The sequence below is a fragment of the Sphaerisporangium aureirubrum genome (genome assembly GCF_042658925.1).
Classification (GTDB): domain Bacteria; phylum Actinomycetota; class Actinomycetes; order Streptosporangiales; family Streptosporangiaceae; genus Sphaerisporangium; species Sphaerisporangium aureirubrum.
Map to the genome: position 1 here is coordinate 48,049 of NZ_JBHSRF010000028.1, position 22,717 is coordinate 70,765.

At 72.2% G+C, this 22,717-nt stretch carries 21 protein-coding genes; 11 read left to right on the forward strand and 10 right to left on the reverse strand.

Annotation, left to right across the window (positions count from 1 at the left end; all coding sequences use genetic code 11):
• Positions 1–120: 120 nt before the first annotated feature.
• Complete coding sequence (locus ACFP1K_RS19860; protein WP_380755383.1) at positions 121–1,389, reverse strand: BtrH N-terminal domain-containing protein; 1,269 nt, start codon at positions 1,387–1,389, stop codon at positions 121–123.
• A 447-nt stretch (positions 1,390–1,836) separates the two neighbouring features.
• Here ACFP1K_RS19860 and ACFP1K_RS19865 point away from each other — a divergent pair, with 447 nt between their 5' ends.
• The 3 genes from ACFP1K_RS19865 to ACFP1K_RS19875 all read left to right on the forward strand — a co-directional run bounded on the left by ACFP1K_RS19865 (position 1,837) and on the right by ACFP1K_RS19875 (position 5,316).
• Positions 1,837–3,213 (forward strand): glycoside hydrolase family 6 protein, encoded by a 1,377-nt coding sequence (locus tag ACFP1K_RS19865; protein WP_380755385.1) that lies wholly within the window; start codon positions 1,837–1,839, stop codon positions 3,211–3,213.
• A 222-nt stretch (positions 3,214–3,435) separates the two neighbouring features.
• Positions 3,436–4,845 (forward strand): sensor histidine kinase, encoded by a 1,410-nt coding sequence (locus tag ACFP1K_RS19870; protein ID WP_380755387.1) that lies wholly within the window; start codon positions 3,436–3,438, stop codon positions 4,843–4,845.
• Between the two features lie 63 nt (positions 4,846–4,908).
• Positions 4,909–5,316: an ester cyclase gene (locus ACFP1K_RS19875; RefSeq protein WP_380755389.1), complete on the forward strand. Its 408-nt coding sequence runs from the start codon at positions 4,909–4,911 to the stop codon at positions 5,314–5,316.
• A 24-nt stretch (positions 5,317–5,340) separates the two neighbouring features.
• On the opposite strand, the gene ACFP1K_RS19880 is transcribed toward ACFP1K_RS19875, so the two are convergent.
• The 3 genes from ACFP1K_RS19880 to ACFP1K_RS19890 form a co-directional block, all read right to left on the reverse strand.
• Complete coding sequence (locus tag ACFP1K_RS19880) at positions 5,341–6,066, reverse strand: hypothetical protein (protein WP_380755391.1); 726 nt, start codon at positions 6,064–6,066, stop codon at positions 5,341–5,343.
• Between the two features lie 168 nt (positions 6,067–6,234).
• Positions 6,235–8,499, reverse strand: coding sequence for a polysaccharide lyase 8 family protein (locus ACFP1K_RS19885; protein ID WP_380755393.1), 2,265 nt, complete (start codon positions 8,497–8,499; stop codon positions 6,235–6,237).
• A gap of 5 nt (positions 8,500–8,504) precedes the next feature.
• Positions 8,505–8,912: a hypothetical protein gene (locus ACFP1K_RS19890; protein WP_380755395.1), complete on the reverse strand. Its 408-nt coding sequence runs from the start codon at positions 8,910–8,912 to the stop codon at positions 8,505–8,507.
• A 262-nt stretch (positions 8,913–9,174) separates the two neighbouring features.
• Between ACFP1K_RS19890 and ACFP1K_RS19895 the strand changes: the two genes are divergently transcribed.
• The 3 genes from ACFP1K_RS19895 to ACFP1K_RS19905 are packed head-to-tail and all read left to right on the forward strand — an operon-like array spanning position 9,175 to position 11,470.
• Positions 9,175–10,428, forward strand: coding sequence for an MFS transporter (locus tag ACFP1K_RS19895; RefSeq protein ID WP_380755397.1), 1,254 nt, complete (start codon positions 9,175–9,177; stop codon positions 10,426–10,428).
• A 54-nt stretch (positions 10,429–10,482) separates the two neighbouring features.
• The gene (locus ACFP1K_RS19900) at positions 10,483–10,851 is read left to right on the forward strand and encodes a DUF427 domain-containing protein (RefSeq protein ID WP_380755399.1); all 369 of its coding nucleotides are present in this window, start codon (positions 10,483–10,485) and stop codon (positions 10,849–10,851) included.
• 31 nt (positions 10,852–10,882) lie between these two features.
• Positions 10,883–11,470, forward strand: coding sequence for a TetR/AcrR family transcriptional regulator (locus tag ACFP1K_RS19905; RefSeq protein ID WP_380755401.1), 588 nt, complete (start codon positions 10,883–10,885; stop codon positions 11,468–11,470).
• 8 nt (positions 11,471–11,478) lie between these two features.
• On the opposite strand, the gene ACFP1K_RS19910 is transcribed toward ACFP1K_RS19905, so the two are convergent.
• Positions 11,479–12,897: an aldehyde dehydrogenase family protein gene (locus ACFP1K_RS19910; protein WP_380755403.1), complete on the reverse strand. Its 1,419-nt coding sequence runs from the start codon at positions 12,895–12,897 to the stop codon at positions 11,479–11,481.
• 167 nt (positions 12,898–13,064) lie between these two features.
• Here ACFP1K_RS19910 and ACFP1K_RS19915 point away from each other — a divergent pair, with 167 nt between their 5' ends.
• The 4 genes from ACFP1K_RS19915 to ACFP1K_RS19930 all read left to right on the forward strand — a co-directional run bounded on the left by ACFP1K_RS19915 (position 13,065) and on the right by ACFP1K_RS19930 (position 15,596).
• Entirely contained in the window at positions 13,065–13,898 is an 834-nt protein-coding gene (locus ACFP1K_RS19915; protein WP_380755405.1) for a helix-turn-helix transcriptional regulator, read from the forward strand.
• Between the two features lie 34 nt (positions 13,899–13,932).
• Positions 13,933–14,661 (forward strand): SAM-dependent methyltransferase, encoded by a 729-nt coding sequence (locus tag ACFP1K_RS19920; protein ID WP_380755407.1) that lies wholly within the window; start codon positions 13,933–13,935, stop codon positions 14,659–14,661.
• Positions 14,662–14,764: 103 nt separating this feature from the next.
• Positions 14,765–15,370 (forward strand): malonate decarboxylase holo-ACP synthase, encoded by a 606-nt coding sequence (locus ACFP1K_RS19925; RefSeq protein WP_380755409.1) that lies wholly within the window; start codon positions 14,765–14,767, stop codon positions 15,368–15,370.
• Positions 15,371–15,377: 7 nt separating this feature from the next.
• Entirely contained in the window at positions 15,378–15,596 is a 219-nt protein-coding gene (locus tag ACFP1K_RS19930; RefSeq protein WP_380755411.1) for an MmyB family transcriptional regulator, read from the forward strand.
• A 5-nt stretch (positions 15,597–15,601) separates the two neighbouring features.
• On the opposite strand, the gene argG is transcribed toward ACFP1K_RS19930, so the two are convergent.
• Positions 15,602–17,050 (reverse strand): argininosuccinate synthase, encoded by a 1,449-nt coding sequence (gene argG / locus ACFP1K_RS19935; protein ID WP_380755413.1) that lies wholly within the window; start codon positions 17,048–17,050, stop codon positions 15,602–15,604.
• Between the two features lie 47 nt (positions 17,051–17,097).
• A complete protein-coding gene (locus ACFP1K_RS19940) occupies positions 17,098–17,646 on the reverse strand; it encodes a hypothetical protein (protein ID WP_380755415.1) in 549 nt (182 codons plus the stop codon).
• A gap of 122 nt (positions 17,647–17,768) precedes the next feature.
• On the opposite strand from ACFP1K_RS19940, the gene ACFP1K_RS19945 reads away from it, so the two are divergent.
• A complete protein-coding gene (locus ACFP1K_RS19945; protein WP_380755417.1) occupies positions 17,769–18,512 on the forward strand; it encodes a class I SAM-dependent methyltransferase in 744 nt (247 codons plus the stop codon).
• On the opposite strand, the gene ACFP1K_RS19950 is transcribed toward ACFP1K_RS19945, so the two are convergent.
• From ACFP1K_RS19950 to ACFP1K_RS19960, 3 genes are all read right to left on the reverse strand, one after another.
• On the reverse strand, positions 18,509–19,501 hold the full coding sequence (locus ACFP1K_RS19950) for a WxL protein peptidoglycan domain-containing protein (RefSeq protein WP_380755419.1): 993 nt from the start codon (positions 19,499–19,501) through the stop codon (positions 18,509–18,511). The genes ACFP1K_RS19945 and ACFP1K_RS19950 overlap by 4 nt on opposite strands.
• Before the next feature lie 138 nt (positions 19,502–19,639).
• Positions 19,640–21,259 (reverse strand): fibronectin type III domain-containing protein, encoded by a 1,620-nt coding sequence (locus tag ACFP1K_RS19955; RefSeq protein WP_380755421.1) that lies wholly within the window; start codon positions 21,257–21,259, stop codon positions 19,640–19,642.
• Positions 21,260–21,378: 119 nt separating this feature from the next.
• Positions 21,379–22,596, reverse strand: coding sequence for a HupE/UreJ family protein (locus ACFP1K_RS19960; RefSeq protein WP_380755423.1), 1,218 nt, complete (start codon positions 22,594–22,596; stop codon positions 21,379–21,381).
• Positions 22,597–22,717: the final 121 nt, after the last annotated feature.

Here is a 22,717-nt window from a genome sequence, read left to right on the forward strand (position 1 = left end):
AGGATAAGATCGCGGCACGCTCATTTCCCACTTCCGCGGGAATGCTACACCAATACGTCCGGCGCCCTCCACGACAGGACGCCGGACGTCACCGGCCTTCGTCAAAAGATTCTCAGCGGATCATTCGGCGACCAGGTCCCGCAATCGGGCGATCGCCGCGGTCTCCGCCTCCCAGATCTCCGCCAGGCGGGTGGCGAGGGCGGCGAAGAGCGCGCCGGGGTCGTCGACCGGCGGCTTGTGGTCCACCGCGGCCCGCAGTTCCCAGAGCTCCTCGGCGTCGGCGGCGCTCGCGGCGCCATCCTCGGCCACCGACTCCCGCAGGGCGGCGGTCAGCTCGCGCATCCGGGCGAACTCCGGCACCTCGGTGGGGAACGCGGCCTCGGCGAGGTCGTGCCAGAGGGCGTGGGTGTGCCGGAAGTCCGCGGCCACGCCGCCGAGCGGGAGGCCGGTCGGCGTGCTCGCCTCGTCGAGGGCGTCGGCGAACAGGTCGCGCAGGTTGCCGCCGTCCGTGCCGACCGGCTCGACGGCCTCCCACATCGACAGCAGCGCCCCGGCGAGCCCGCGGCCGTCGGCGAAGACGTTCGGCCAGCCCTTGGCGCCCCGCCGGTCGGTCAGCATGCGCGACCACTTGCGCCACGCGGGCAGCGAGAAGGAGTCGGAGGAGGCGCTCAGGTGCTCGGCGCAGTCGCGCAGGCCGGCGAGCGCCGCCTCGGCCAGCCGCTCGGGGCCGATCTCGGCGGGCCGCAGGACGTGCATGACGTTCTTGTACGAGGACACGCGGGCGCGTGCCGCGTCCATGCGCTCGCGCGGCACGCGGATCGGGGCCCGGCCGCGGTCGTCCACGAACACGTGCGTCTCGTCCCGCCGGTAGACGATCACCGGGTGGCCGCCGTGGCCGTCCATGTGCGGGGGCAGGTGCCAGTACCCGGCGTGGTACTGGTCGGGCAGCACGACGCACGGGCGGCCGGCGTCCAGTTCCTGGGTGAGCCGGGTGGCCGCGCCCTTGGCCCCGGACGTCCTGTGCGTCTCGACGCCGACGCCGAGCCGGGCCAGGGTCTTGGCCGTCCAGCGGTCGGGGTACTGCCACTGGTTGCGGAACCCGAGCACCAGGTGGCGGGCGTCGTTGTGCTTGAACTCCCAAAGGATGTAGCCGGCCCCGATGCCGCCTCCGGCCAGGAAGACCATCGGCTCGCTGATCGCGACGCCCTGGTTGGCGAGCACGCCGGTGATCGTGGAGGAGTTCGGGTGGCGCCCGCCGTGAAAGGTCCAGGTGCCGTCGGCCCCCGCCGAGGGGCGGCCGGCGACGTGGCGCAGGGCGGCGGTGTAGCTCTCGCCCGTCTTGGCCATCCGTGCCCGGACCCGGGCCTTGAGTTGCTTCTTTCCGGTCATGGTCGACTCCGCTCGCGGCATCGGCCGACCCAGCCCACGCCTGCCGGTCGGTCTGCCGCGACGTGGTCGGCATGCCGGTGACCGCAGGTGCTCCCGAGGCGCTTATGTCCCCTTTGCCTCCGCGAAGGGCGGGCCGCGTGGGTGCCCGCTGAAGGAGGTTGGGCGCGAGAGCCCGCCCGCCGAGATTCTAGGGACCGAGGCTTCGCGTGACAAGGAAAGCTCACTTTCCGAGCGGTGTTCGGAATGTCCGGTGATCGAGAATCACACCTACTCCGTGGAATATGTGCTGAAATTTTCACCTGAGCCAGGAGGTCTATTCTCTTCCCGCCTGCGGAGATAAGGTTCTGGCACGAGTCGTGTTACGACCGGCCTTCTGAGACCGGGTGATGGCTACCTACCATCCGGAGTAGTGGGAGCGCTCCCACCTACCCCCCGGACGGAGTATTCATGTCTCGCAGTAGGACCTTGGTGGCCGCCATCACCACCGCGGCCGCCACGGCTGTGGCGGGGGCGGCCATCTTCACCTCCTCCGCCGCCCTGGCCGCCGACTCCGCTTTCTACGTCGACCCGAACACGAGCGCGGCCCGCTGGGTGGCCGCCAACCCCGGCGACAGCCGCACCGCCGTGATCAGGGACAGGGTCGCCGCCGTCCCGCAGGGCCGCTGGTTCGCCAGCTACAACCCCACTGCCGTGCGCGCTCAGGTGGACTCCTACGTCGGCGCGGCGGCTGCGGCCGGCAAGATCCCGATCATGGTCGTCTACGAGATGCCGAACCGCGACTGCGGCGGCGCCAGCGCGGGCGGCGCCCCCGACCACTCGGCGTACCGCGCCTGGATCGACCAGGTGGCGCTCGGCCTCGGCGGGCGGCCGGCGACGATCATCCTGGAGCCCGACGCCCTGGCCATCATGCCGAACTGCATGAACGCCTCCCAGCAGAACGAGGTCAAGGCCTCGATGGCGTACGCGGGCAAGAAGTTCCGCGCCACGTCGTCGCAGGTCAAGGTGTACTTCGACATCGGCCATGACGCGTGGGTCGGCGCCTCCGACGCCGCGGGCCGCCTGAACGGCGCGGACATCGCCAACAGCGCCGACGGCATCGCCGTGAACACCTCCAACTACCGGTCCACCTCCGGCCTGGTGTCGTACGCCAAGAGCGTCATCTCGGCGACCGGCATCTCCCGGCTGAAGGCCGTCATCGACACCAGCCGCAACGGCAACGGACCGCTCGGCAGCGAGTGGTGCGACCCGTCGGGCCGCGCCACCGGCATCTGGAGCACCGACCAGACCGGCGACTCGGCGATCGCCGCCTACCTGTGGGTGAAGCCTCCGGGTGAGTCGGACGGCTGCATCGGCGCCGCCGGATCGTTCGTGCCGCAGCGCGCCTACGACCTGGCCATCGCCGCCCCGCAGCCCACCGTCACCCCCACCCAGACCCCGACGCGCACGCCGACCGTCACTCCCACCGTGACGCCGACGGTGACGCCGACCGTCACTCCGACCGTGACCCCGACCGGCGGCCGTGGCTGCGCCGCCGCGCTCCGGATCACCAACTCGTGGTCGGGCGGCTTCCAGGGCGAGGTCACGGTGACCAACGGCAGCGCCGCCATCCGCGGATGGCGGGTGCAGTGGACGTTCCCCAGCGGGCAGACCGTCACCCAGGTGTGGAACGGCACCAACAGCGGTAGCGGCAGCAACGTCTCGGTCGCCAACGCGAGCTACAACGGCAACCTCGCGGCCAACGGGACGACCAACTTCGGCTTCACGGCCAACGGCAACGGGCAGACCGCCACCCCGTCGTCGATAACCTGCACCGGCACCGCCTGATCCCCCATCCCCGTCTCCGGGCCTTCGCGCACCCGCGCGAGGGCCCGGACCCGTCTTGAGCCGCACCAGGCAAAGCTTCGTCCACGGACCGGCAATACCCTGGCGCGCTTTTGGCGCGGGGATGGGCTCCCGATTGCAGGTACGCCAAACCTGCGGATACGGTCGATAGTGACCTGACCTGGGCTTTTGTCAATCAGAGGAGTCGCCTTGGGGAGGAGGCGGATGTCACTTCTGCCTGATTCGCTGAGGGCTCGGACCACGCTGGCAGTGACCATGCTGTCCCTGGTCTTCCTCGCCGTGATCGGCGCGAGCCTCGACTTCCTGGCCCTGGACCGCAGCGAGGCCGCCGTCTACCAGGAGGCGCAGCGGGCGGCCACCAACTGGATCGGCAGCTTCCAGCCGGGCAGCACCCCGCCGCCCGTCGTGAAGGGCCGCATCGACCTGCTGCAGCTCGTCGACTCCCACGGCCGGGTGGTGCTGGCCAGCCCCGCGGCGGCCGGCCGCCCGGCGATCGGCACGGTGCGACCGTCGCCCGACAACCGGATCCTGGACACCGTCTCGTGTCCCCCGCACGGCCGGTGCCTCATGCTCGCCGCCATCCGCCTCGCGCCGCTGGAGACCCGTGAGATCTGGCGGGGAGATCCCCACTTCATCTACGCCGGGATGGTCCAGCCCGCCCTGCTGGCCACGCACCTGCTGGAATCCCTCACCGCCGCCGGGGTGCTGCTGACCACCGGTCTGATCGCCTGGGGGAACTGGTGGATAAGCGGCCGCAGCATGCGCGCCGTGGAGGGCATCCGCAAGACCATGGCCGAGATCACGGTGAGCGACCTGAGCATGCGGGTCCCCCAGCCGCCCGGCCGCAACGAGTACGCACTCCTCGCCTGCACCGCCAACCAGACCCTGGCCCGGCTGGAGGAGGCCGTGAAGCAGCAGCGCCGGTTCGCCTCCACCACCTCGCACGAGCTCCGGACGCCGCTGACCGGCCTGCGCACCCGGCTGGAGGAGGCCGTGCTGTACCCCACCGAGGTCGACCCGCGGCAGACCATCCGGGAGGCGCTGCTGGTCACCGAGCGGCTGGAGACGATCGTCGACGACCTGCTGGTGCTGGCCCGGCTGCGGGCCGGCGACCCCACGGCGCAGGAGTCGGTGGACCTCGGCGCCCTGGTCAGGGACGAGGTGGCCGCCCAGACGGGTGGCCCGCGGATCCACATCCGCGCCGCACGCGACCTGGTCGTCCAGGGGAACCGGATCCAGCTGATCCGCGTCGTCGACAACCTGCTGGCCAACGCCCGGCGGCACGCCGACGGCCGGATCGAGGTGACCGCCGAGCGGGCGGGCGAGTACGCCGTGGTCACCGTGACCGACGACGGCGCGGGCGTCGCCCCGGCCGACCGGGAGCGGGTCTTCGAACGCTTCGTGCGCCTGGACGACGGGCGGCGCCGCGAGCCCGGCGGCAGCGGGCTCGGCCTGGCCATCTCCCGGGACATCGCCCACGCCCACGAGGGCACCCTGCGCATCGAGGACTCGCCGCGCGGCGCCCGGTTCGTGCTGCGAGTGCCGCTGATGGACCCGGTCGCGCGCCCGCCGACCCGCCAGATCTCGCTGGGCATACCCGCGTGGCGGGCCTGACCGGCGGCACGAGGCCGTAGCGGTGACGATTCGAGGGACCACAGGGTGTTCGACGAGCAGAAAATGACGGACGAGCTGATCACCGCGTTCAACGCGGCGGACTTCGAGAGGGCGGCGACGTACTTCGCCCCGCAGGCCACGTACGTGTGCCCGGGCGGGATCGCCGAGGGGCGCGCGGAGATCGCGTCCTTCTTCGCGCTGTACCACGAGGGGTTCCCGGACCTCGTGGTGACGCCGCACGGCGGGGCCGTCTGCGGCGACCTGGTGGTGCTGGAGTGGATCGTCACCAGCACCCACACCGGGCCGTTCCTGCTGCCCAGCGGCGAGATCGTCCCGCCGACCGGGCGCCGGGTGGCCGTCCGCGGCTGCGACGTCCGCACCATGGAGGACGGCCTGATCTCCAGCCAGCGCGTCTACTACGACCAGCTGGAGATGCTCAGCCAGCTCGGCGTGCCCTGCCCCTCGCCGTGACCGCGCGGCGGGCCGCCCCGCCGGTCACTCGAACCTGATGTCGGAGAGGTCGATGGACACGAGCACCGTGTCCAGCATCGGACGGCCGCCGGGGCCGACCGGGTGGACGCGGCGCCGGGCCGGCACGAGGAAGCCGCCGGACTCCTGGAAGTCCGAGGCGTAGTGGGCCGCCCCGGTGGCGTCCGTGCCTGCCACCTCGGCGACGTAGTCGTGCCGCCTGATCCGCAGGCCGGCGTCGACGTAGTAGACGTTCTCCTTGGAATGGGTGTCGACGTCGCCGGGGAAGACCACCCGGAGCCGCCGCCAGGTCTCGCCGTCCTCCTGCCAGGGCTCCAGCTCGGTCACCTCGAACCCCGGCCCGGCGAGCGAGAACGGCTCGGTCAGGTACGTCCACATCGCGTACCCGTTGAAGTACGCCACGTGGAGGCGGTCCCACGGCGTGTCGAGGCGGTGACCGGCGTACGCGGCACGCGGGTGGAACCGCTCCTCGACCATCTCACCCGCGTCGGTCTCGACGGCGACGCGGTCCGGGGTGAAGGAGCCGCGCAGCCCCGGCTCCCCGAACGGCTCGGTGGTGGTGAACTGCCGGTGCGGGTCGATGCGGGTGATCACGTCGTCCAGCACGCCCATCTGCCGCTTCATGGGCCACAGCAGGCCACCGGCGCGCACCCGGGCACGCACGGAGGTGAGCTTCTCCCAGCGGTCGAGACCGCCGTACGCCGCGACGACCTGCTCCAGCAACTCGTTCATGTGTTTCCATCCTCTCAAAATGACCGGTCGTCTTAGAACGTAGCAGCGACGGCCGCGAAGGTGCTGGCCCGGCACTCCTACGAGTACCGCGCCAACGTCGCCGCCTACCGGGCCCGCGCCGCCGGCGGCGGGACATCCGCGCTCGCCGATCTTCCCGGCTGGCACCCGTTACACGGTGAGCCGCGTCGCGACGGTGACCGACCCGCCCTCCTGGTCCGCCAGCCGGCCGAAGGTGAGCCTCAGCCCGGCGCCGCCCGCGGCCTCCGCGAGCGGGGGCCGTGCGGGCGAGATCGCGGCCACCGGGCGGTCCCACGTCACGGTCAGCCCGTCCAGGTCGCGGCGGGGATCCGCGACGGTCACGGTGGCCGTGCCGTCCGGGAACTCGCGGACCAGCACGGCGCAGGGGGCGGAGGCGGTCAGGCCGCCGGCGGACCCGGCGTCCCAGAAGTTGACCGCGGTGATCCCGAGCGACGGGACGTGGATCCCCTGCGCGCGGGCGGTGTTGGCGAGCACGCGCGCCCAGCCGGGGTCGGCGGCGCGGGCCCGGGTGCGTTCCACGGTCGCGCCGGGCAGCAGCAGGTAGACGTAGCCGGCCGCTCGGGGGTCGGTGCCGTGGTCCAGCAGGAGGGTCACGTAGCTCCTGGTCACCGCGCCGCCGGTCCGCGGCTCGCGCGCCGTGCGCAGCGCGGGGCGCTCCGGCAGGACGTAGCCGCCGTGCCCCTCCAGGTGGGCCCAGGCCCCGGCGGCGTCCACGGTGAGGGCGGCGCCGGTCCTGCGGTTGTCCACGACGGTCTCCACCGGCACCCCGTCCCCGGAGGTGATGCCGGCGCCGAGGCAGATCACGGCGTCGTCCAGGAAGACCCAGGACTTGAACGCCTCCATCGTGCTCTCCAGGCCGTACACATGCTGGCCGACGGTCGCGTACGTGCCGTCGGTGGCGCCGCCCGCCCACCGGGCCGGTGGGCAGGTGTCGCCCCACGCCCCGCCGGCGCCGTCCGGCAGGCGCCGGGTGGAGACGGTGGTGCCCGGCAGGCGGTAGGGGTCGACGGTGGCCCAGAAGGAGTCGGAGTACTGGTCGCCGTGCCCGGCGGCCCACCAGTAGAGCATCCCGGCGCCGGTGTGCCAGCCGCGGAGGTTCTCCCCGTTGCCGTGCTCGTAGTACCCGACCCGGTCGGAGGCCATGCTCAGCGCCGCGCACCACCCCGCCCGGCGGTGCACGGCGCGCGCGCTCATCGGGAACAGCCGGTGCCCTGGGGGCTCGGCCGCCGCGGGGACGGCGTCGTCGGCCAGGACGGCGGCGAGGCGGGCGTGGAACGCCAGGTCCTCGCTTTCGGCGGCCTGGAGCATGGGGCGGACGGTGTCCCGCAGCGCCCACCCCTTGACCATCCCGTGCCAGCGGGCCCGCTCGGCGGCGGAGGCCGTCTCGCCGAGCAGCAGGATCGAGGAGGCGATCTCCCGGCCTCGGCGATGGTCGCCGTACGGCTCCCTGGCGATCCCCCGGCCCCGGACCAGGTCCATGCAGAAGCCGTCGCGCACGAACGGGGCGAACGAGCGTTCCACCGTGGCGAGGACCCGCCGGTCGGTGATCTCCCACGGCGAGCCGCGCAGCACCGCGAACAGCGTCGCCACTCCGGCCAGCAGCGACGCCCCGTAGCCGCCCTGGTAGGGGATGGTGGTGTGCTGGATGAAGGACCCGTCCCGGTAGAACCCGTCGCCGTCGCCGGTGAGAGGGAAGACCGGGGCGAGCGCCGCGACGGCCAGCGCGGCCCTGGCGTGGTCACCCGTGAGCATGGCGCGCAGCAGCGTCACCAGGCACAGGTCCACCCGGTTGGCCCCGGTGCTGGTGCCGTCGTAGCGGCCGAGGCGCCGTGGCGGGACGAAGTGGTCCACCGCGTCCCGCAGCCCGGCCGTCTGCGCGGCGGTCAGGTGCGGCCCGATCAGCACCGCCGCGTCCAGGAGCTTCTTCGGCACGCCGATCTGCCAGTGCCACCAGTTGCCCTCCTGCGCCGCGCCCGCCGGGTACACCTGCCGACGGTAGTGGTCGACGCCCGCGGCCACCGCCGCCGCGAGGCCCGGGTCCCCGGTCAGGCCCGTCCCGGGGAGCACGTAGGCGCGGGCCATGGTCAGCAGCCGTGCCGGGACGGCGGCGAACGCCGGGAACGCGAGGTCGGGCCAGAGCGATCCGTCCGCCGGCGCCATGGCGTCCCGGAACCGGGCCACCTTCCGCCCGAGCCGCGCCAGCCTCCCGCGGTACGGCTCGGCCGCGGCGTCGAACGGCGCCCCCGCGGTGACCTCCCGCCAGCGGCGGCGCAGCCGGACGAAGGAGTCGTCCGGGGTGTGCGCGGCCTCCGCGGGGAGCACCGCGCCGAGCGTGCCGGCCGCGGCGACGGCGCCGAGCCGCAGGAACCAGCGCCGGGGGCGCCCTTGCCCCATGGGGTTCAGACCGCGCGGGTCGAGTCGCGGACCACCAGGGACGGCTCGAAGAGCACCTCGCGGTGCCGGTGGCCGGGGCCGGACTCGTGGAGCAGCAGGTCGGCGGCGGCGTAACCGAGGTCGTACGTCGGCCGGCGCGGCTCGATCTCGGCCTCCACGACAACGCGGCCGGGGTCCAGCCCGGCGTCCGCGACGGCGTCGCGCAGGCCCGCGTACCGCTCCTTGACGGTGGTGGCGACCGTGGGCGCCGAGCACAGGAAGGCGATCCTGTGGTGCCCGAGGGCGATCAGGTGGGTCGCGGGTGCCACGATGCCGGGCCTGTTGAGGACGTTCGCGACGGTGGCCCCGGAAACGCCCGCCTCGTGCGCGACCGCGCGCGTACCCCGCCGCGGGGGCGCCGTGTGTTCCGCCACCGGACCACGATAACCGGCGCCGCCCGCCGGTCCCGATCACCTGTGGCGCGGCAGCACCGTTCTCCGCCGACCGTGGTGGCGGCACCGCGGCCCATGGTCGGGTCCATCTATCAGACAGACTGGTCTATCTAAATATCAGATAGATCCACGTGAGAGCACATATCACATGGTCGACACGGCTTATCGCAGTTGACACGCCCCACTCATCCGTCCTACGGTTCTGAACCGAACTAGACAGATTGGTCTATGAGGAGCCGTGAGCATGACCACCGCAACGTCCGGCACCGCCACGATCTCCGGCACCCGGGCCAAGCACCGGGCCGCGCCCGGATCCACCGGGGCGCTGGTGCTGCTCGCCTCCATCACGGTGTCCCTGCTGGCCGCGTCCAGCGCGCCGACGCCGTTGTACGCGGTGTACCAGGCCGAGTGGGGGTTCACCCCGATCACCACCACCGTCGTGTTCGGCGTGTACGCGGTGGCCGTGCTCGGCGCGCTGCTGGTGTTCGGCAGGGTGTCCGACCACCTCGGCCGGCGGCCGGTGCTGCTGGCCTCGCTCGCGGTGCAGGCCGTGGCGATGGTCGTGTTCGCCTCCGCGGGAAGCGTCGCCGCGCTGCTGGTGGCCAGGGTGGTGCAGGGGCTGTCGACCGGCGCGGCCATGGGGGCGATCGGCGCGGGCATGCTGGACGTCGACCGGTCGCGCGGCACGGTCACCAACGCGGTGGCCCCGGGCCTCGGCACGGCGACCGGCGCGCTCGCCTCGGCGCTGCTGGTCCAGTACGCGCCCGCGCCCACCCATCTCGTCTACCTGCTCCTGCTCGGCGTGTTCGGCGTCCAGGCGGTGGGCGTGCTGCTGATGCGTGAGACGTCCACGCGTGAGGCCGGGGCGCTGAACAGCCTCGTGCCGCGGATCACGCTCCCCCGGCGCCTGCGCGGCCCCGTCCTGATCGCCACCCCCGTGCTGTTCGCGGTGTGGTCCCTCGCCGGTTTCTACGGCTCGCTCGGCCCGGCGCTCAGCGGCACCATGATCCACTCGCACCCGGCCGTCTACGGCGCGCTCGGCCTGTTCGTGCTCGCCGGCGTCGCGGCGCTGTCGGTGCTGCTGCTGCGCGACACGCCCACCCGGACCGTCCTGTACGCCGGGATCCTGGCCCTGGTCACCGGGGTGGCCATCACCCTGGTCTCGCTCCAGGCGGGCTCGGCGGTCGGCTTCTACGCCGGCAGCGCGATCTCCGGCGTCGGCTTCGGCAGCGGTTTCCAGGGCGGCATCCGGCTCGTGATGCCGCTGGCCAGGCCGCACGAGCGCGCCGGGGTGCTGTCCCTGCTCTACGTCGTCTCCTACCTCGGCATGGGCCTGCCCGCGGTGGTCGCCGGGGTGCTCGTCGTCCACGTCGGCGGCCTGCTCGGCACGGCCCGCGAGTACGGGCTCGCCGTCATCGTGCTCGCCGCCGCCGCGCTGGCCGGGCTGCTGTACACCCGGCGGGCGGCCGATCCCGTGCCCGCCCCCGCCGGTTCCTGACGTAACGTTCGAAGACCGGGCCGGATCATCATTCATCGGGAAAGGAACACGACCATGACACGTCAGGTGCTGACACCGGGTCCCGACCACCCCATCACCGTCGAGCCGGGCAAGACGCGCGTCGTCGCCCGCGTCGGGGACACCGTCGTCGCCGACACCACGTCCGCGCTGGTCCTGCGGGAGGCGAGCTACCCGCCTGTCCACTACATCCCGCTCGGCGACGTCGACCCGGACCTGCTGCGCCCCAGCACGACCGAGACCTACTGCCCCTTCAAGGGCGAGGCGTCGTACTACCACCTGGCCCTGCCGGACCGGGAGCTGACCGACGCCGTGTGGACCTACCGCACCCCGTACGACGCCGTGCGCGACATCGCCGGTCACGTCGCCTTCTACCCCGACCGGGTGGCCGTCACCGAGGAGTAGAGTAGACAGATCTGTCTGAAGGAGTCGAGCCATGCCGAACAGGACCGCGGCCAAGCCTTCGGCCCGCGAACGCATCCTGGCCGCCGCCAATGAGCTCTTCTACCGGGAGGGCGTGCAGACCGTCGGCATCGACCGCATCATCGAGCACGCGGGCGTCGCCAAGGCATCGCTCTACAACACCTTCGGCAGCAAGGACGAGCTGGTCCGCGCCTATCTGGAGTCCCGTCAGGCGAACACCGGCGAGCGGATCACCCGGGCGCTGACCCGCTTCCGCACCCCCCGGGAGCGGCTGCTCGGCGTCTTCGACGCCCAGGGTGAGCTGTTCACCGAGCCCACGTACAACGGCTGCGCCTTCGTCACGGCCAGCGCGGAGGCCGCCCTCGGCAGCTCCGCGCGCCAGGCCGCCGAGAAGTACCGGGCATGGGTGCGCGCCCTGTTCACCACGCTCGCGGGGGAGGCCGGCGTGGCCGACCCCGAGGGCCTGGCCCGCCAGCTCCACCTGCTGTACGACGGCGCGAGCCTGTCCGCCCGCATGGACCGCGATCCTTCGGCCGCCACCACGGCCCGCGCCGCCGCCGCCCTGCTGCTCGACGCCGCGCTCAGGTCACCGGCCACCTGAGCGCGCGGTCAGCGCTGGATGGACTTGGTCTCGAGGTACTCCTCCAGACCCTGGCGGCCGAACTCCCGGCCGTTGCCCGACTGCTTGTAGCCGCCGAACGGCGCGAGCGGGTTCCACTGGGCGCCGTTGACGTCGACCTGCCCGGTGCGCAGCCGGCGGGCGACGCCGAGGGCTCGCTCCCGGCCGCCGAACACCGCGCCGGTGAGGCCGTACATCGTGCCGTTGGCGATCCGCACGGCGTGGTCGTCGCCGGCGTAGGGGATGATCGTCAGGACCGGGCCGAAGATCTCCTCCTGCGCGATCACGGACTCCGGGTCGACGTTCGCGAAGATCGTCGGCCGGACGTACGCGCCCGAGGGCAGGCCGTCCGGACGGCCGGGGCCGCCGTACACCAGGGTGGCGCCGTCGGCGACGCCACGCCGGATGTAGCCGTCGACCCGCTGGCGGTGCGCCTCGGATGACATCGGGCCGACGCGGGTGGCCTCGTCGGTGGGGTCGCCGACCGTGTACTCCTCCGCGGCGGCCACGGCCATCCGCACGATCTCGTCGTGCAGCGACGCCGGGACCAGCATCCGCGGCCACGCGCCGCACACCTGCCCGCCGTTGACGAAGGCGTTGCCCATCCCGAGCGCGACGGCCTGGGCGAGGTCGGCGTCGTCGAGGATCACGTTGGCGGACTTGCCGCCGAGTTCCAGCGTGACCCGCTTGACGGTCTTCGCCGCGGCGGCCGCGATCATCCTGCCCGCCCGGGTGGAACCGGTGAACGACACCATGTCGATCCCCGGGTGCGCCGAGATCGCCTCGCCGGTGACCGCGCCCGTGCCGTACACGACGTTGAACACGCCCGGCGGCAGGCCCGCCTCGGCGGCGACCTCGGCGAGGATGCCCGCGGTCAGCGGCGCGATCTCCGACGGCTTGAGGACGACGGTGTCCCCGGCGACCAGCGCGGGCGCCACCTTCGAGACGGCCTGCTGGAGGGGGAAGTTCCAGGGGGTGATGGCGCCGACGACGCCGATCGGCTCGCGCACCACCAGGGAGCCGCCGATCTCCTCCGTCCAGGCGAAGTCTTCGGCGAGCCCGGCGAAGGACTCGGCCACCTTGACGGGGAAGGCCGCCTGCGCCCACCGGGACAGGGTGATCGGTGCGCCCATCTCGCCGGTGATCGTGGTGGCGATCTCCTCGGTCCGCTTGCTCAGGCCCTCGGCGACGCGGCCGACCACCGCGGCGCGCTCGGCGGGGGAGGTGGCGGCCCACCCGGGGAAGGCCGCCGTCGCGGCGGCGACGGCCCGGTCCACATCCGCGGCGGTGCCCTCCGGTACCCGGCCGGCGACCTCGCCGGTCGCCGGGTCGATGACATCGATCATGCCGGCGGATCCCGGGACGGGCTCACCGCCGATCCAGTGCGCTGAAGCTGTTCTCGTGCTCATGCGGCCCACCGTGGCACCGGTGGACGGCCGGAGGAATGTCGTGCTCATGCATGGGCCGCCGATCCTGGTATCGGCGGAACATGGATGCGCTGCACCGCTTCAGGCATCGTGGAAACATCCCTGACCTGGGGATTGTTGGAGGAGGACGAAGAGAGGAGACCGCAGCGGTGGACAGGGCCCGGCTCGCCGACTTCCTGCGCAGCCGCCGCGAGGCGCTGCAACCCGAGGACGTCGGCCTCGCCCGCGGCGGGCGGCGGCGCACCGGGGGCCTGCGGCGCGAGGAGGTCGCCGTCCTCTGCGACATGTCCGTCGACTACTACAGCAGGCTGGAGCAGCGACGCGGCCCGCACCCGTCGGAGCAGATGCTCGCCGCCCTCGCCCGGGGCCTGCGCCTGTCGCTGGAGGAACGCGACCACCTGTTCCGCCTGGCGGGCCACGTCACCCCCCGGCGGGTCCCGCGTACCGACCACGTCACCCCCGGCATGATGCGGATCTTCGACGGGCTGGAGGACGCCGCCGCCCAGGTGGTGAACCACCTCGGGGAGACGCTGCGGCAGACCCGCCTGTCGAAGGCGCTGATCGGCGACGAGAGCGTGCACACGGGCCTGGCGCGCAGCCCGCACTACCGCTGGTTCACCGACCCCGCCACGCGCCTGATCTACCCCGAGGACGACCACGCCGCCCACAGCCGTCTGATCGCGGCCAACCTCCACAAGGTGTACACCCGTGACGGCGAGGACCCCCGCGTGGCGGCGATCGTCGACGCCCTGCTCGCCACGAGCCCCGAGTTCGCCGCCATCTGGCGCGAGCACCCGGTCACGGGCCCGTACTGCCCGCCCAAGCGTGTGCGGCACCCCCGGCTCGGCCTGCTGGAGCTGCACTGCCAGACCCTGATCGACCCGGACCAGTCCCAGGTGCTGGTGGTCTACACCGCGCCGCCCGGCACCGAGAGCCACGACAAGCTCCGGCTGCTCTCCGTGATCGGCGAGAACCACCGCTGAGAAACGGCTTGCGCCCCTTGGCAGCATGGTCGGCATGGATCGCCAACAGCTCAGCGCCATCGCCCATCTCGACCACCCGATCGCCGCCCCGGTCTCCCCGGCCAACCTCGACCGGTTGCTGCGCCGCGCGGCGCTCCCGGAGGGCGCCCGCGTCCTCGACCTCGGCTGCGGCGAGGCCGAATGGTCCCTCAGGGCCCTTGAGCTGGTCCCCTCCGCCACGGCGGACGGCGTGGACATCTCCCCGCACGCCCTGGCGTCCGCCGGACGGGGGGCCGCCGCCCGCGGCCTGTCCGGCCGCCTCTCCCTCCACCTGACCCCCGCCGGGGAGTTCTCCGCCCCCGAGCCGTACGACCTGGTCCTCTGCCTCGGCGCCACCCACGCCTTCGGCGACCTCGGCGACACCCTGAACGCCGTCGCCGGTTTCGTCCGCCCCGGCGGCCTGGCTCTGGTCGGGGAGGCCTTCTGGGAACGTCCCCCCACCCCCGAGCTCACCGAGACCATCGGCGACTACTCCGACCTCCCCGGCACCGTGGACACCGCCGAGTCCAAGGGCTGGCTCACCGTCTACGCCCACACCAGCACCCTGCCCGAGTGGGACGACTACGAGTGGTCCTGGACCGGCACCCTGAACCGCTGGGCCACCGACCACCCTGGCCCGGACGGCGACCAGGCCCTCGCCCTGGCCAGGGAGCACCGCGACCTGTGGCTGCGCGGCTACCGGGGCGTCCTCGGCTTCGTCTCCCTGCTCCTCCGGCGCGTGTGAGGCGGTCCCCGCCGAAGATCTAACCCCGGTTGGGTTAACCGTGCCGTCGTTCGCGGCATCACGGGCGGGTGACGGCTTTGACCCGGGACCGGGCCCGGCGGCGATGACCGCCCGTCCTCACGACCTGCTGCGGCTCGCCGGAAGCACCGTGCTCGGCGACGGTCTCCCCGGCTGGGCCCACGCGTCCCTCGCCACCTGCCCCTGGGGCGTCGTCCGCCGGGCGCCGCATCCCTCCGGCTTCGTCCCGATCGACGTACGCGGCCCCGAACCAGGGCAGCGGCTCGCCGCCCTGGTTCCTCTGGACGCGGTCACCCACATCGTGCCCCCCGAGCACCTGACGGGACGCCGCCCCCGCTTCGCCCTGCTCGGCCTGATCCTCGCCGCCGTCGCCCGCGAGCTGGCCGCCGAGCTGGAGGACGCCCTCTGGGGCCCGATCGGCGGCGTCGGCTTCGAGCTGGCCACCGGCCGCCCGGCCACCCACCCCGGCAGCGACCTGGACCTGCTGATCCGCGCCCCCCGCAGATTCCCCCCGGCCGACGCGGCCCGGCTGGTGACCGCCTTCGCCGCCCTCCCCGGCCACGTCGACTGCCAGCTGGAGACCCCCTGCGGCGGCATCGCCCTCAACGAATGGGCCCGCACCGGTGCCCCCGTCCTGGCCAGCACCGACCACGGCCCGCGCCTGGTGGACGACCCCTGGACGCTCCCCTGAGGCCCGCGTGCGCTTTACCCGCGGTGAAGAGGTCGCGGCCCGGCACGACGTGCAGCGCCGGACCCATACGCAGATCCGTTACCGTCACCGCGTGGTCGGCGAGCTGACCCTCCAGTACGAGACGCTCCGCGTCGACCGCGCCCCGGGCCAGCATTTGGTCGTGGCCCAGGCCGAGCCGGGCAGCCTGTCCGCCCGCGCCCTGGCCCGGCTGTCCCGGCCGGCCTGACCGGCTCAGTCGGTGCCGGACTCCATGGCGACGTGATCGAGCAGTTCCTCGACGCCGGCGACCTCCCCGCGGGAGGCGATCGCCTCCGCCCCGCCCTCGGGCATCGCGCCGATCAGGCCGGTCGACGCCGCCTGCGCGGCACCGATCAGCTCGGGCTGCGAGCTGCCGACCATGCCCATGGCGGCGTACTGCTCGAGCTTGGCGCGGGAGTCGGCGATGTCGAGGTTGCGCATGGTCAGCTGCCCGATGCGGTCGACCGGCCCGAAGGCGGAGTCCTGGGTCCGCTCCATGGAGAGCTTGTCCGGGTGGTAGCTGAACGCCGGGCCGGAGGTGTCCAGGACGGAGTAGTCCTCCCCGCGCCGCAGGCGCAGCGTCACCTCGCCGGTGACGGCCATCCCCACCCAGCGCTGGAGCGACTCGCGCAGCATCAGCGCCTGCGGGTCCAGCCAGCGGCCCTCGTACAGCAGCCTGCCGAGCCGCCGTCCCTCGTTGTGGTAGCTGGCGAGGGTGTCCTCGTTGTGGATCGCGTTGACCAGCCGCTCGTAGGCCGCGTGCAGCAACGCCATGCCCGGAGCCTCGTAGATGCCGCGGCTCTTGGCCTCGATGACGCGGTTCTCGATCTGGTCGGACATGCCGAGCCCGTGCCGGCCGCCGACGGCGTTGGCCTCCAGCACCAGGTCGACGGCGGAGGCGAACTCCTTGCCGTTGATCGTCACCGGCCGTCCGCGCTCGAAGCCGATCGTGACCTCTTCGGCGGCGATCTCGACGGAGGGGTCCCAGGAGCGCACGCCCATGATCGGCTCGACGATCTCGATGCCCGTGTCGAGGTGCTCCAGCGACTTGGCCTCGTGGGTCGCGCCCCAGATGTTCGCGTCGGTGGAGTAGGCCTTCTCGACGCTGTCCCGGTACGGCAGGCTGCGGGCCAGCAGCCACTCCGACATCTCCTTGCGCCCGCCGAGCTCGCTGACGAAGTCGGCGTCCAGCCACGGCTTGTAGATCCGCAGGGAGGGGTTGGCGAGCAGGCCGTAGCGGTAGAACCGCTCGATGTCGTTGCCCTTGAAGGTGGAGCCGTCGCCCCAGATCTGCACGCCGTCCTGAAGCATGGCGCGCACCAGCAGGGTGCCCGTGACGGCCCGGCCGAGCGGGGTGGTGTTGAAGTACACGCGGCCGCCGGACCTGATGTGGAACGCCCCGCAGGCCAGGGCCGCGAGTCCTTCCTCCACGAGGGCCGCCCGGCAGTCGACGAGGCGGGCGAGCTCAGCGCCGTACGCCGTGGCGCGGCCGGGCACCGAGGCGATGGCCGGCTCGTCGTACTGGCCGATGTCGGCGGTGTAGGTGCACGGCACCGCCCCCTTCTCCCGCATCCATGCGACCGCTACCGATGTGTCGAGGCCGCCGGAGAAGGCGATCCCGACGCGTTCGCCGACAGGCAGAGACGTGAGCACCTTGGACATGAGTGAAATATATACACACGAATGTATGGGCATGCAAGCCCGGAGGCTCAGAGAGGACGTACCCGGACGTCCTCGATCACGCTCCGCACGAAGCCCTCGTCGCCGGAGACGGCCAGATGGAAGCCGTCGCGGCAGGTGCTCCCGGAGATCGCGTGCCGCGCGTCCAGGACCACGGACACCTCGCGTGCGCAGCCGGGGACCGGGGCCAGCACCAGCATGCGACGGCTCAGGCCGCCGAGCCACAGCTGCGGCCCGACGAGCACGCCGTCACGGACCTCCCCGGGCCGCGCGAGCCGTACGGGCCCGCCAGCCGACAGCGTGAGGAATCCCTCGGGGGTGGGTCCCCCGTCGGGGAAGGTGACCCGCAGTGTCCTGGTGTCACCCGTTCCGTCCGCCTCCGGATAGACGGCGTTGGGTGTGATACCGACCACATTGCGCACCGGTGCCGGAGTGGAGATCGGGCTGGGACGGTCCTCGCTCCGGTTGACGAGAATTCCGATGATCGGCACGACCACGAGAACGGCCAGCACCACCATCCTCACCCAGCGGGACCCGCCCGGCCCCTGCTCGACGACATCGACACGCTCCGCGGCCATAGCCTTCCCAGGTCGTACGACTGTCACAGCAAGTTCAGACCAGCGGCCACCGCCGGGGCAAGCCCACCGGTCGCCGCAAAATCGTTGGACATCCCGCGTACCCATTGGTGATCGTTGAAGGCATGCGACAGGAGGAGATCTGGGACGCCGACGCCGCGCGGCGCTACGACACCCCGGGCACCGGCATGTTCGCCCCCGAGGTCCTGGACCCCACCGTGGACCGCCTGGCCGAACTCGCGGGCGGCGGACGAGCCCTGGAGTTCGCCATCGGAACCGGCCGCGTGGCCGTCCCTCTCGCCGAGCGCGGAGTCCCCGTCACCGGCATAGAACTGTCCCTCCCGATGATCGGCCGTCTCCGCGCCAAGGCCGGCGAGGAAACGATCCCCGTGATCATCGGCGACATGGCCACCGCCGTCGCCCCCGGCGAGTACACGTTGGTCTACCTGGTCTACAACACGATCTCCAACCTGCTCACCCAGGCCGAACAGGTCGCCTGCTTCCGCAACGCCGCCCGCCACCTCACCCCCGGCGGCCGCTTCGTGATCGAGCTCTGGGTCCCCGAGCTCCGCAAACTCCCCCCCGCCCAGGAGGCCGTCGTCTGGCACTCCACCCCCGGCTACATCGCCCTGGACACCTACGACGTCCTCACCCAGCACGTCGTCTCGCACCACTTCAGGTTCGACGAGACCCGGCAGGCCACGCTCTACCGCACCCCCCACCGCTACATCTGGCCCTCCGAACTGGACCTGATGGCCCAGCTGGCCGGCTTCACCCTCGAATCCCGAACCGCCGACTGGACCACCGCCCCCTTCACCGCCGGCTCCCGGTCCCACGTCTCCGTCTACCGCCTCCCCGCGGACGACTAGCCGAGATCACTCCGGCGACGGCGGCGCCGGAAGGCAAGGCCCACGAGGCCGCAGAGGACGACGACGCAGAGCAGCAGTGCCCACGGGATGGTCCAGGCCTGCGCCGTGGTCTCGACGGCGGCGAGCGGGGCGACCGAGTTCGAGGCGTCGGTGAGCAGCGGGACGAGGGTCACCGTGCCCGTGAGTCTCAGCGCGGGGGCCACTCCGCGCAGCGGCACGGAGACCTTCCAGGTGTCACCCGGGAGCAGCCGGGGTGAGTCGCCGATCGGCCCCGCGTGGACGCCCAGGTGCCCGAAGGGGCCGGAGACGGACGCCTCCTGGCGGGCGGTGAGGATGGCGTTGCCGGTGTTGCGGATCGTGTACGAGACGGTTGCGGCGCCCTTTCCGAGCGGGTTGGGGGTGCCTTTGTAGTCCACGCGCAGGTTCTCCACCGCGAGGCCCGGCTTGAGCTCTCCGCCTACGCGCAGGCGGATGCGGATGCCCTGACGTCGCTCGCCGGGCTCGCCGGCCTGCTTCGGCGAGGTGACGATGCCGCCCATGTACTCGCCGGGAGCCGCGCCGGCGGGGAGGGTGAGCGTGAACGGGACCTCGGCCGACTCCCCGGGCGGGACGGTCACGTCGGGGCGGTCCGTGCGGACCCAGGCACCCACCCTCGTCGACTTCGCGTCCCTGGCGACCAGGTCGAGCGTGCCGCCCTCGGCGGTGAAACCGTCGGCGGCGTACACCGCCAGGGTGAGCGGCGTGGTGCCGTTGTTTACGACCACGAGAGCGTCCTTGAGCTGCCCGCCGGGGTCGAGGGTGTAGCTGTAGTTCTGGCGGCCGGAGCCGAAGTCGTTGGAGGCCGTGCCGATCGTCCAGGAGACGTCGCCGTCCGCCGCGGCGGGTCCGGCTCCCGTGCCGAGGAAGCCGAGCGCGGCCAGCAGCGCCACGACGGCGGCCCGGGTGAGGGCTTCGGCCGGTGTGGTCGTACGTGATCTGGGCGGGTGCATCTGGTGGATCCTCGGAGCGGTCTCGGAGCGGGACGGAAGAGGTGGGGTGGGCACGCGACGGTGCCCGCCCCACCAGGTGAGAGCCGGCCGGATCACCTCGGCGCGGTGCGCGAGGGTCCCGGCATCGGCCTCAGGCGTCTACTGGAGCCAGGACGCGGGCGTGGCGACCTTGTCGTCGTGGCCCTTGCCGCCGTGGTCGTCGTGACCGTGACCATGGTCGTCGTCGTGACCGTGGTCGTGGTCGTCGTGGTCACCGTGACCGTGGTCGTCGTGGCCGTGGTCGTCGTAGGGGCGGACCACCACCTTGTCGACGGTGGAGCCGACCGGCTTGGCGGCACTGGCGCCGCTGTCCGGGCCGCACCAGGACTCCTGGCCGAGCTCCACCGCGGCGTTGGGGGCGGCGCAGGTGCCGCTGCGGAGGTTCTCGACGACGAGCTTGTCGCCGCGCACCTGGACCTTCACGTAGGTGCGGACGTGCTCCTGGTTCTCGACCGAGTTGGCCCAGTGGCTCTTGGGGTTCAGCGGGTCGGGACCGTAGTTCGGGTCCTTGGTGACGTCCGGCGCGGTGATGTCGTAGTACTTCGAACCCGACGCGGAGTTCGCCGTCACGTAGATGACGCCGCCGGGACCCGCCGCCACCTCGGCGGCACCGGGACGCTCGGCCTTGTTCGCCTTCTGGCCGTTCTTGATCACGTAGCTGCGCGAGTAGCTGTGGTCGTGACCCTGCAGGACCAGGTCGACGCCGAGGTTCGAGAACGCGGTCGGGAAGTCCTGACGGCGCAGCTGGTTGTCGCCGTCGTTGGCGTGGCTGGCCGGCGAGTAGATCGAGTGGTGGTACACGAGCACCGTGTACTTGGCGTCGCGGCCGTGCGCCTTGACGACGTTGGTGATGTAGCCGATGTGCGCGGCGTCGGCGCCGGTGGCGTACGCGTTGCTGTTGATGTCGATGAACAGCACGTCCTTGTAGACGTACCAGTAGTCACCGCCGGACCGGGTCGCCGCGTCGCCGTTGTAGAACGGCGCGGAACGGTCGGTGTTCGGGGTCCAGAAGTGCTGCTCGTACGCCTTGCCGCCCACGTCGTGGTTGCCGATGGTCGCGGCCCACGGGTACTGGCGCAGCTTGTCGGGCGCGAGGAACGCGTTCCACTGCGTCTCGGTGTTGGCGGTCTCGACCTGGTCGCCGCCGGAGACCAGCAGTTCGGCCTTGGGGTTGGCGGTGAGGGCGACGTTGACGGTGTCCGCCCACCCGGCGCCGTCCTTGGCCACGTCGCCGGACGAGCCGATCTGCGGGTCGCCGAAGAACAGGAAGTCGAAGTCGCCCTTGAAGTCCCGGGTCCGGAAGGAGTACGTCGGGGACCAGGCGCCCGCGCCACCGACGCGGTAGGAGTACGCGGTGTTCTTCTTCAGGCCGTCGATGGTGACGTGGCCGTTGTAACCGCCGTTGACGGTGTTCGCGGCGACCGTGGCCGGGAAGGTGGTGGTGTGCTTGGGGAACTGGCCCTTGACGAGCTTGGAGGTCGGCACGACCTCCACCACCTGCGCGGTGCCGGCCGAGGCGTACCAGGACACGACGCGCTGCGACTCGGTCGCGCCCACGCCGAGGACGATGCCGCTGACCGTCGCGGCGTTGTCGGCGTGCACAGCCGCCGTCAGGCCGCCGCCGAGCACCGCGGTCATACCGATGACCGCCGCGGTGGCGCCCATCGCCACCCGACGCCGAACGAGCCCGGGGCTCTGTGTCCGGTTGTCGAACTTCATTGATGTTTCCGTCCATTTGAGGGATTAGACGAGCTTTGTCACGGTTTCGACCGTTGGTGTCCTCAAGGTGAACCTGAGGCAGGCGCATCGTGGCGCTTGCCGGAAGTTGTGGCGCGGTCTCAGATCCCGAGAACCCGCTGCACGAACCACACCAGGCCCATCACGGACACACCCGCCGCGATCGCCCCGGTCGTCCACAACCCCGCCACCGGCCGGCGGTGGCGCAGCAGCGCGAGCAGCGGGAAGACGACGATGATGATCGCCAGCTGGACGGCCTCGATGCCCACGTTGAAGACGAGCAACGACCACAGCAGCGTCCACGACAGGGGCTGGTCGATGCCGAGGGCCGCGGCGAAGCCGAGCCCGTGCACGAGGCCGAAGCAGAAGACCACCGCGAGCCGCGTCCAGCCCGCGGAGTCCAGGCCGAGGCGACCGTGACCGGCGTCCTCCAGATCCGTGGCGTGCGACCGGCGCCGCCAGACCCGCCACAGATGCCAGCCCGCCACGACCGCGATCGAGAGGGCGATGACCGGCTCCACGAACGACGCGGGCACCCGCACGAGGCCGAGTGCGGCGAAAATGAAGGTCACCGAGTGGGCCAGCGTGAACGTCGTCGCCGCCAGCACGATCTCGCGCAGGCGGCGCGACCCCGCGATGAGCGCCAGCAGGAACAGGATGTGGTCCAGCCCGGTGAGCAGGTGCTCGGCGCCGAGCCGGAAGAACTCCCAGAACCGCTCGGCCCAGGACTGCCGCGTGGAGAACGACGGATGCCGCGCGTCGAGGGCGGCGCTCCCGGACGTCAGGTCCAGGTCGTAGGTGACCACCGTCTTGCTGTCGCGCACGTAACCCTCGGAGTCCGGGAACAGCCCGCTGCGCAGCTCGTGCGCCTCGGCGGACTCCGGGCAGCGGTAGTCGAGGGCCAGCAGCGCGTACGGGACGTCCTCGCGTATCTCGATGGCGAAGCCGCCGTCCCGGACCGGGGCGCACGCCTTGCCCCCGGCCGTGACGCCGAAGCGTGCGGTCACGTACGCGACCACCGAGGCGGCGTGCGCGTCGAGCGCGGCGGCCTGCGCGGCCGTGTCGCCGGCCTCGAACGCCGCGGTGCCCGCCCGGAAGAGCGGGTCGTCCTTCTCGGAGTCGGCGGCGGAGACGACGAGCAGGTCGTACTCCAGCCCGAGCTCGGCGCGGACGTGCCCCGCCTCGGGCGAGGCGAGGTCGGCGTACACGGTCGAGGTGAACCCGTGGGCGAGAGCGGGCACGGCACTGAGCAGGACGGCCGCGACCACGGCCACCGCGGCGGCCAGGGCACCGGCGCGATGTCGAGCGGCGCGGGACATGGGACTCCTCTTCGTACGGGGCTAACGCAATCTGCTCGGCCGAGATGAACGAACGGCGGCTCCCGCGCGAACCACCGGCGAACCAAACCCGGCAAAAACCCCATTTATCCCGAAACCGCCC

What these genes read in the sequence shown, in the direction of transcription:
- ACFP1K_RS19860 (WP_380755383.1), bottom strand. Translation starts at nt 1,389, where the DNA reads ATGACCGGAAAGAAGCAACTCAAGGCCCGGGTCCGGGCACGGATGGCC.
- ACFP1K_RS19865 (WP_380755385.1), top strand. Translation starts at nt 1,837, where the DNA reads ATGTCTCGCAGTAGGACCTTGGTGGCCGCCATCACCACCGCGGCCGCC.
- ACFP1K_RS19870 (WP_380755387.1), top strand. Translation starts at nt 3,436, where the DNA reads ATGTCACTTCTGCCTGATTCGCTGAGGGCTCGGACCACGCTGGCAGTG.
- ACFP1K_RS19875 (WP_380755389.1), top strand. Translation starts at nt 4,909, where the DNA reads ATGACGGACGAGCTGATCACCGCGTTCAACGCGGCGGACTTCGAGAGG.
- ACFP1K_RS19880 (WP_380755391.1), bottom strand. Translation starts at nt 6,066, where the DNA reads ATGAACGAGTTGCTGGAGCAGGTCGTCGCGGCGTACGGCGGTCTCGAC.
- ACFP1K_RS19885 (WP_380755393.1), bottom strand. Translation starts at nt 8,499, where the DNA reads ATGGGGCAAGGGCGCCCCCGGCGCTGGTTCCTGCGGCTCGGCGCCGTC.
- ACFP1K_RS19895 (WP_380755397.1), top strand. Translation starts at nt 9,175, where the DNA reads ATGACCACCGCAACGTCCGGCACCGCCACGATCTCCGGCACCCGGGCC.
- ACFP1K_RS19900 (WP_380755399.1), top strand. Translation starts at nt 10,483, where the DNA reads ATGACACGTCAGGTGCTGACACCGGGTCCCGACCACCCCATCACCGTC.
- ACFP1K_RS19905 (WP_380755401.1), top strand. Translation starts at nt 10,883, where the DNA reads ATGCCGAACAGGACCGCGGCCAAGCCTTCGGCCCGCGAACGCATCCTG.
- ACFP1K_RS19910 (WP_380755403.1), bottom strand. Translation starts at nt 12,897, where the DNA reads ATGAGCACGAGAACAGCTTCAGCGCACTGGATCGGCGGTGAGCCCGTC.
- ACFP1K_RS19920 (WP_380755407.1), top strand. Translation starts at nt 13,933, where the DNA reads ATGGATCGCCAACAGCTCAGCGCCATCGCCCATCTCGACCACCCGATC.
- ACFP1K_RS19925 (WP_380755409.1), top strand. Translation starts at nt 14,765, where the DNA reads ATGACCGCCCGTCCTCACGACCTGCTGCGGCTCGCCGGAAGCACCGTG.
- argG (WP_380755413.1), bottom strand. Translation starts at nt 17,050, where the DNA reads ATGTCCAAGGTGCTCACGTCTCTGCCTGTCGGCGAACGCGTCGGGATC.
- ACFP1K_RS19940 (WP_380755415.1), bottom strand. Translation starts at nt 17,646, where the DNA reads ATGGCCGCGGAGCGTGTCGATGTCGTCGAGCAGGGGCCGGGCGGGTCC.
- ACFP1K_RS19945 (WP_380755417.1), top strand. Translation starts at nt 17,769, where the DNA reads ATGCGACAGGAGGAGATCTGGGACGCCGACGCCGCGCGGCGCTACGAC.
- ACFP1K_RS19950 (WP_380755419.1), bottom strand. Translation starts at nt 19,501, where the DNA reads ATGCACCCGCCCAGATCACGTACGACCACACCGGCCGAAGCCCTCACC.
- ACFP1K_RS19955 (WP_380755421.1), bottom strand. Translation starts at nt 21,259, where the DNA reads ATGAAGTTCGACAACCGGACACAGAGCCCCGGGCTCGTTCGGCGTCGG.
- ACFP1K_RS19960 (WP_380755423.1), bottom strand. Translation starts at nt 22,596, where the DNA reads ATGTCCCGCGCCGCTCGACATCGCGCCGGTGCCCTGGCCGCCGCGGTG.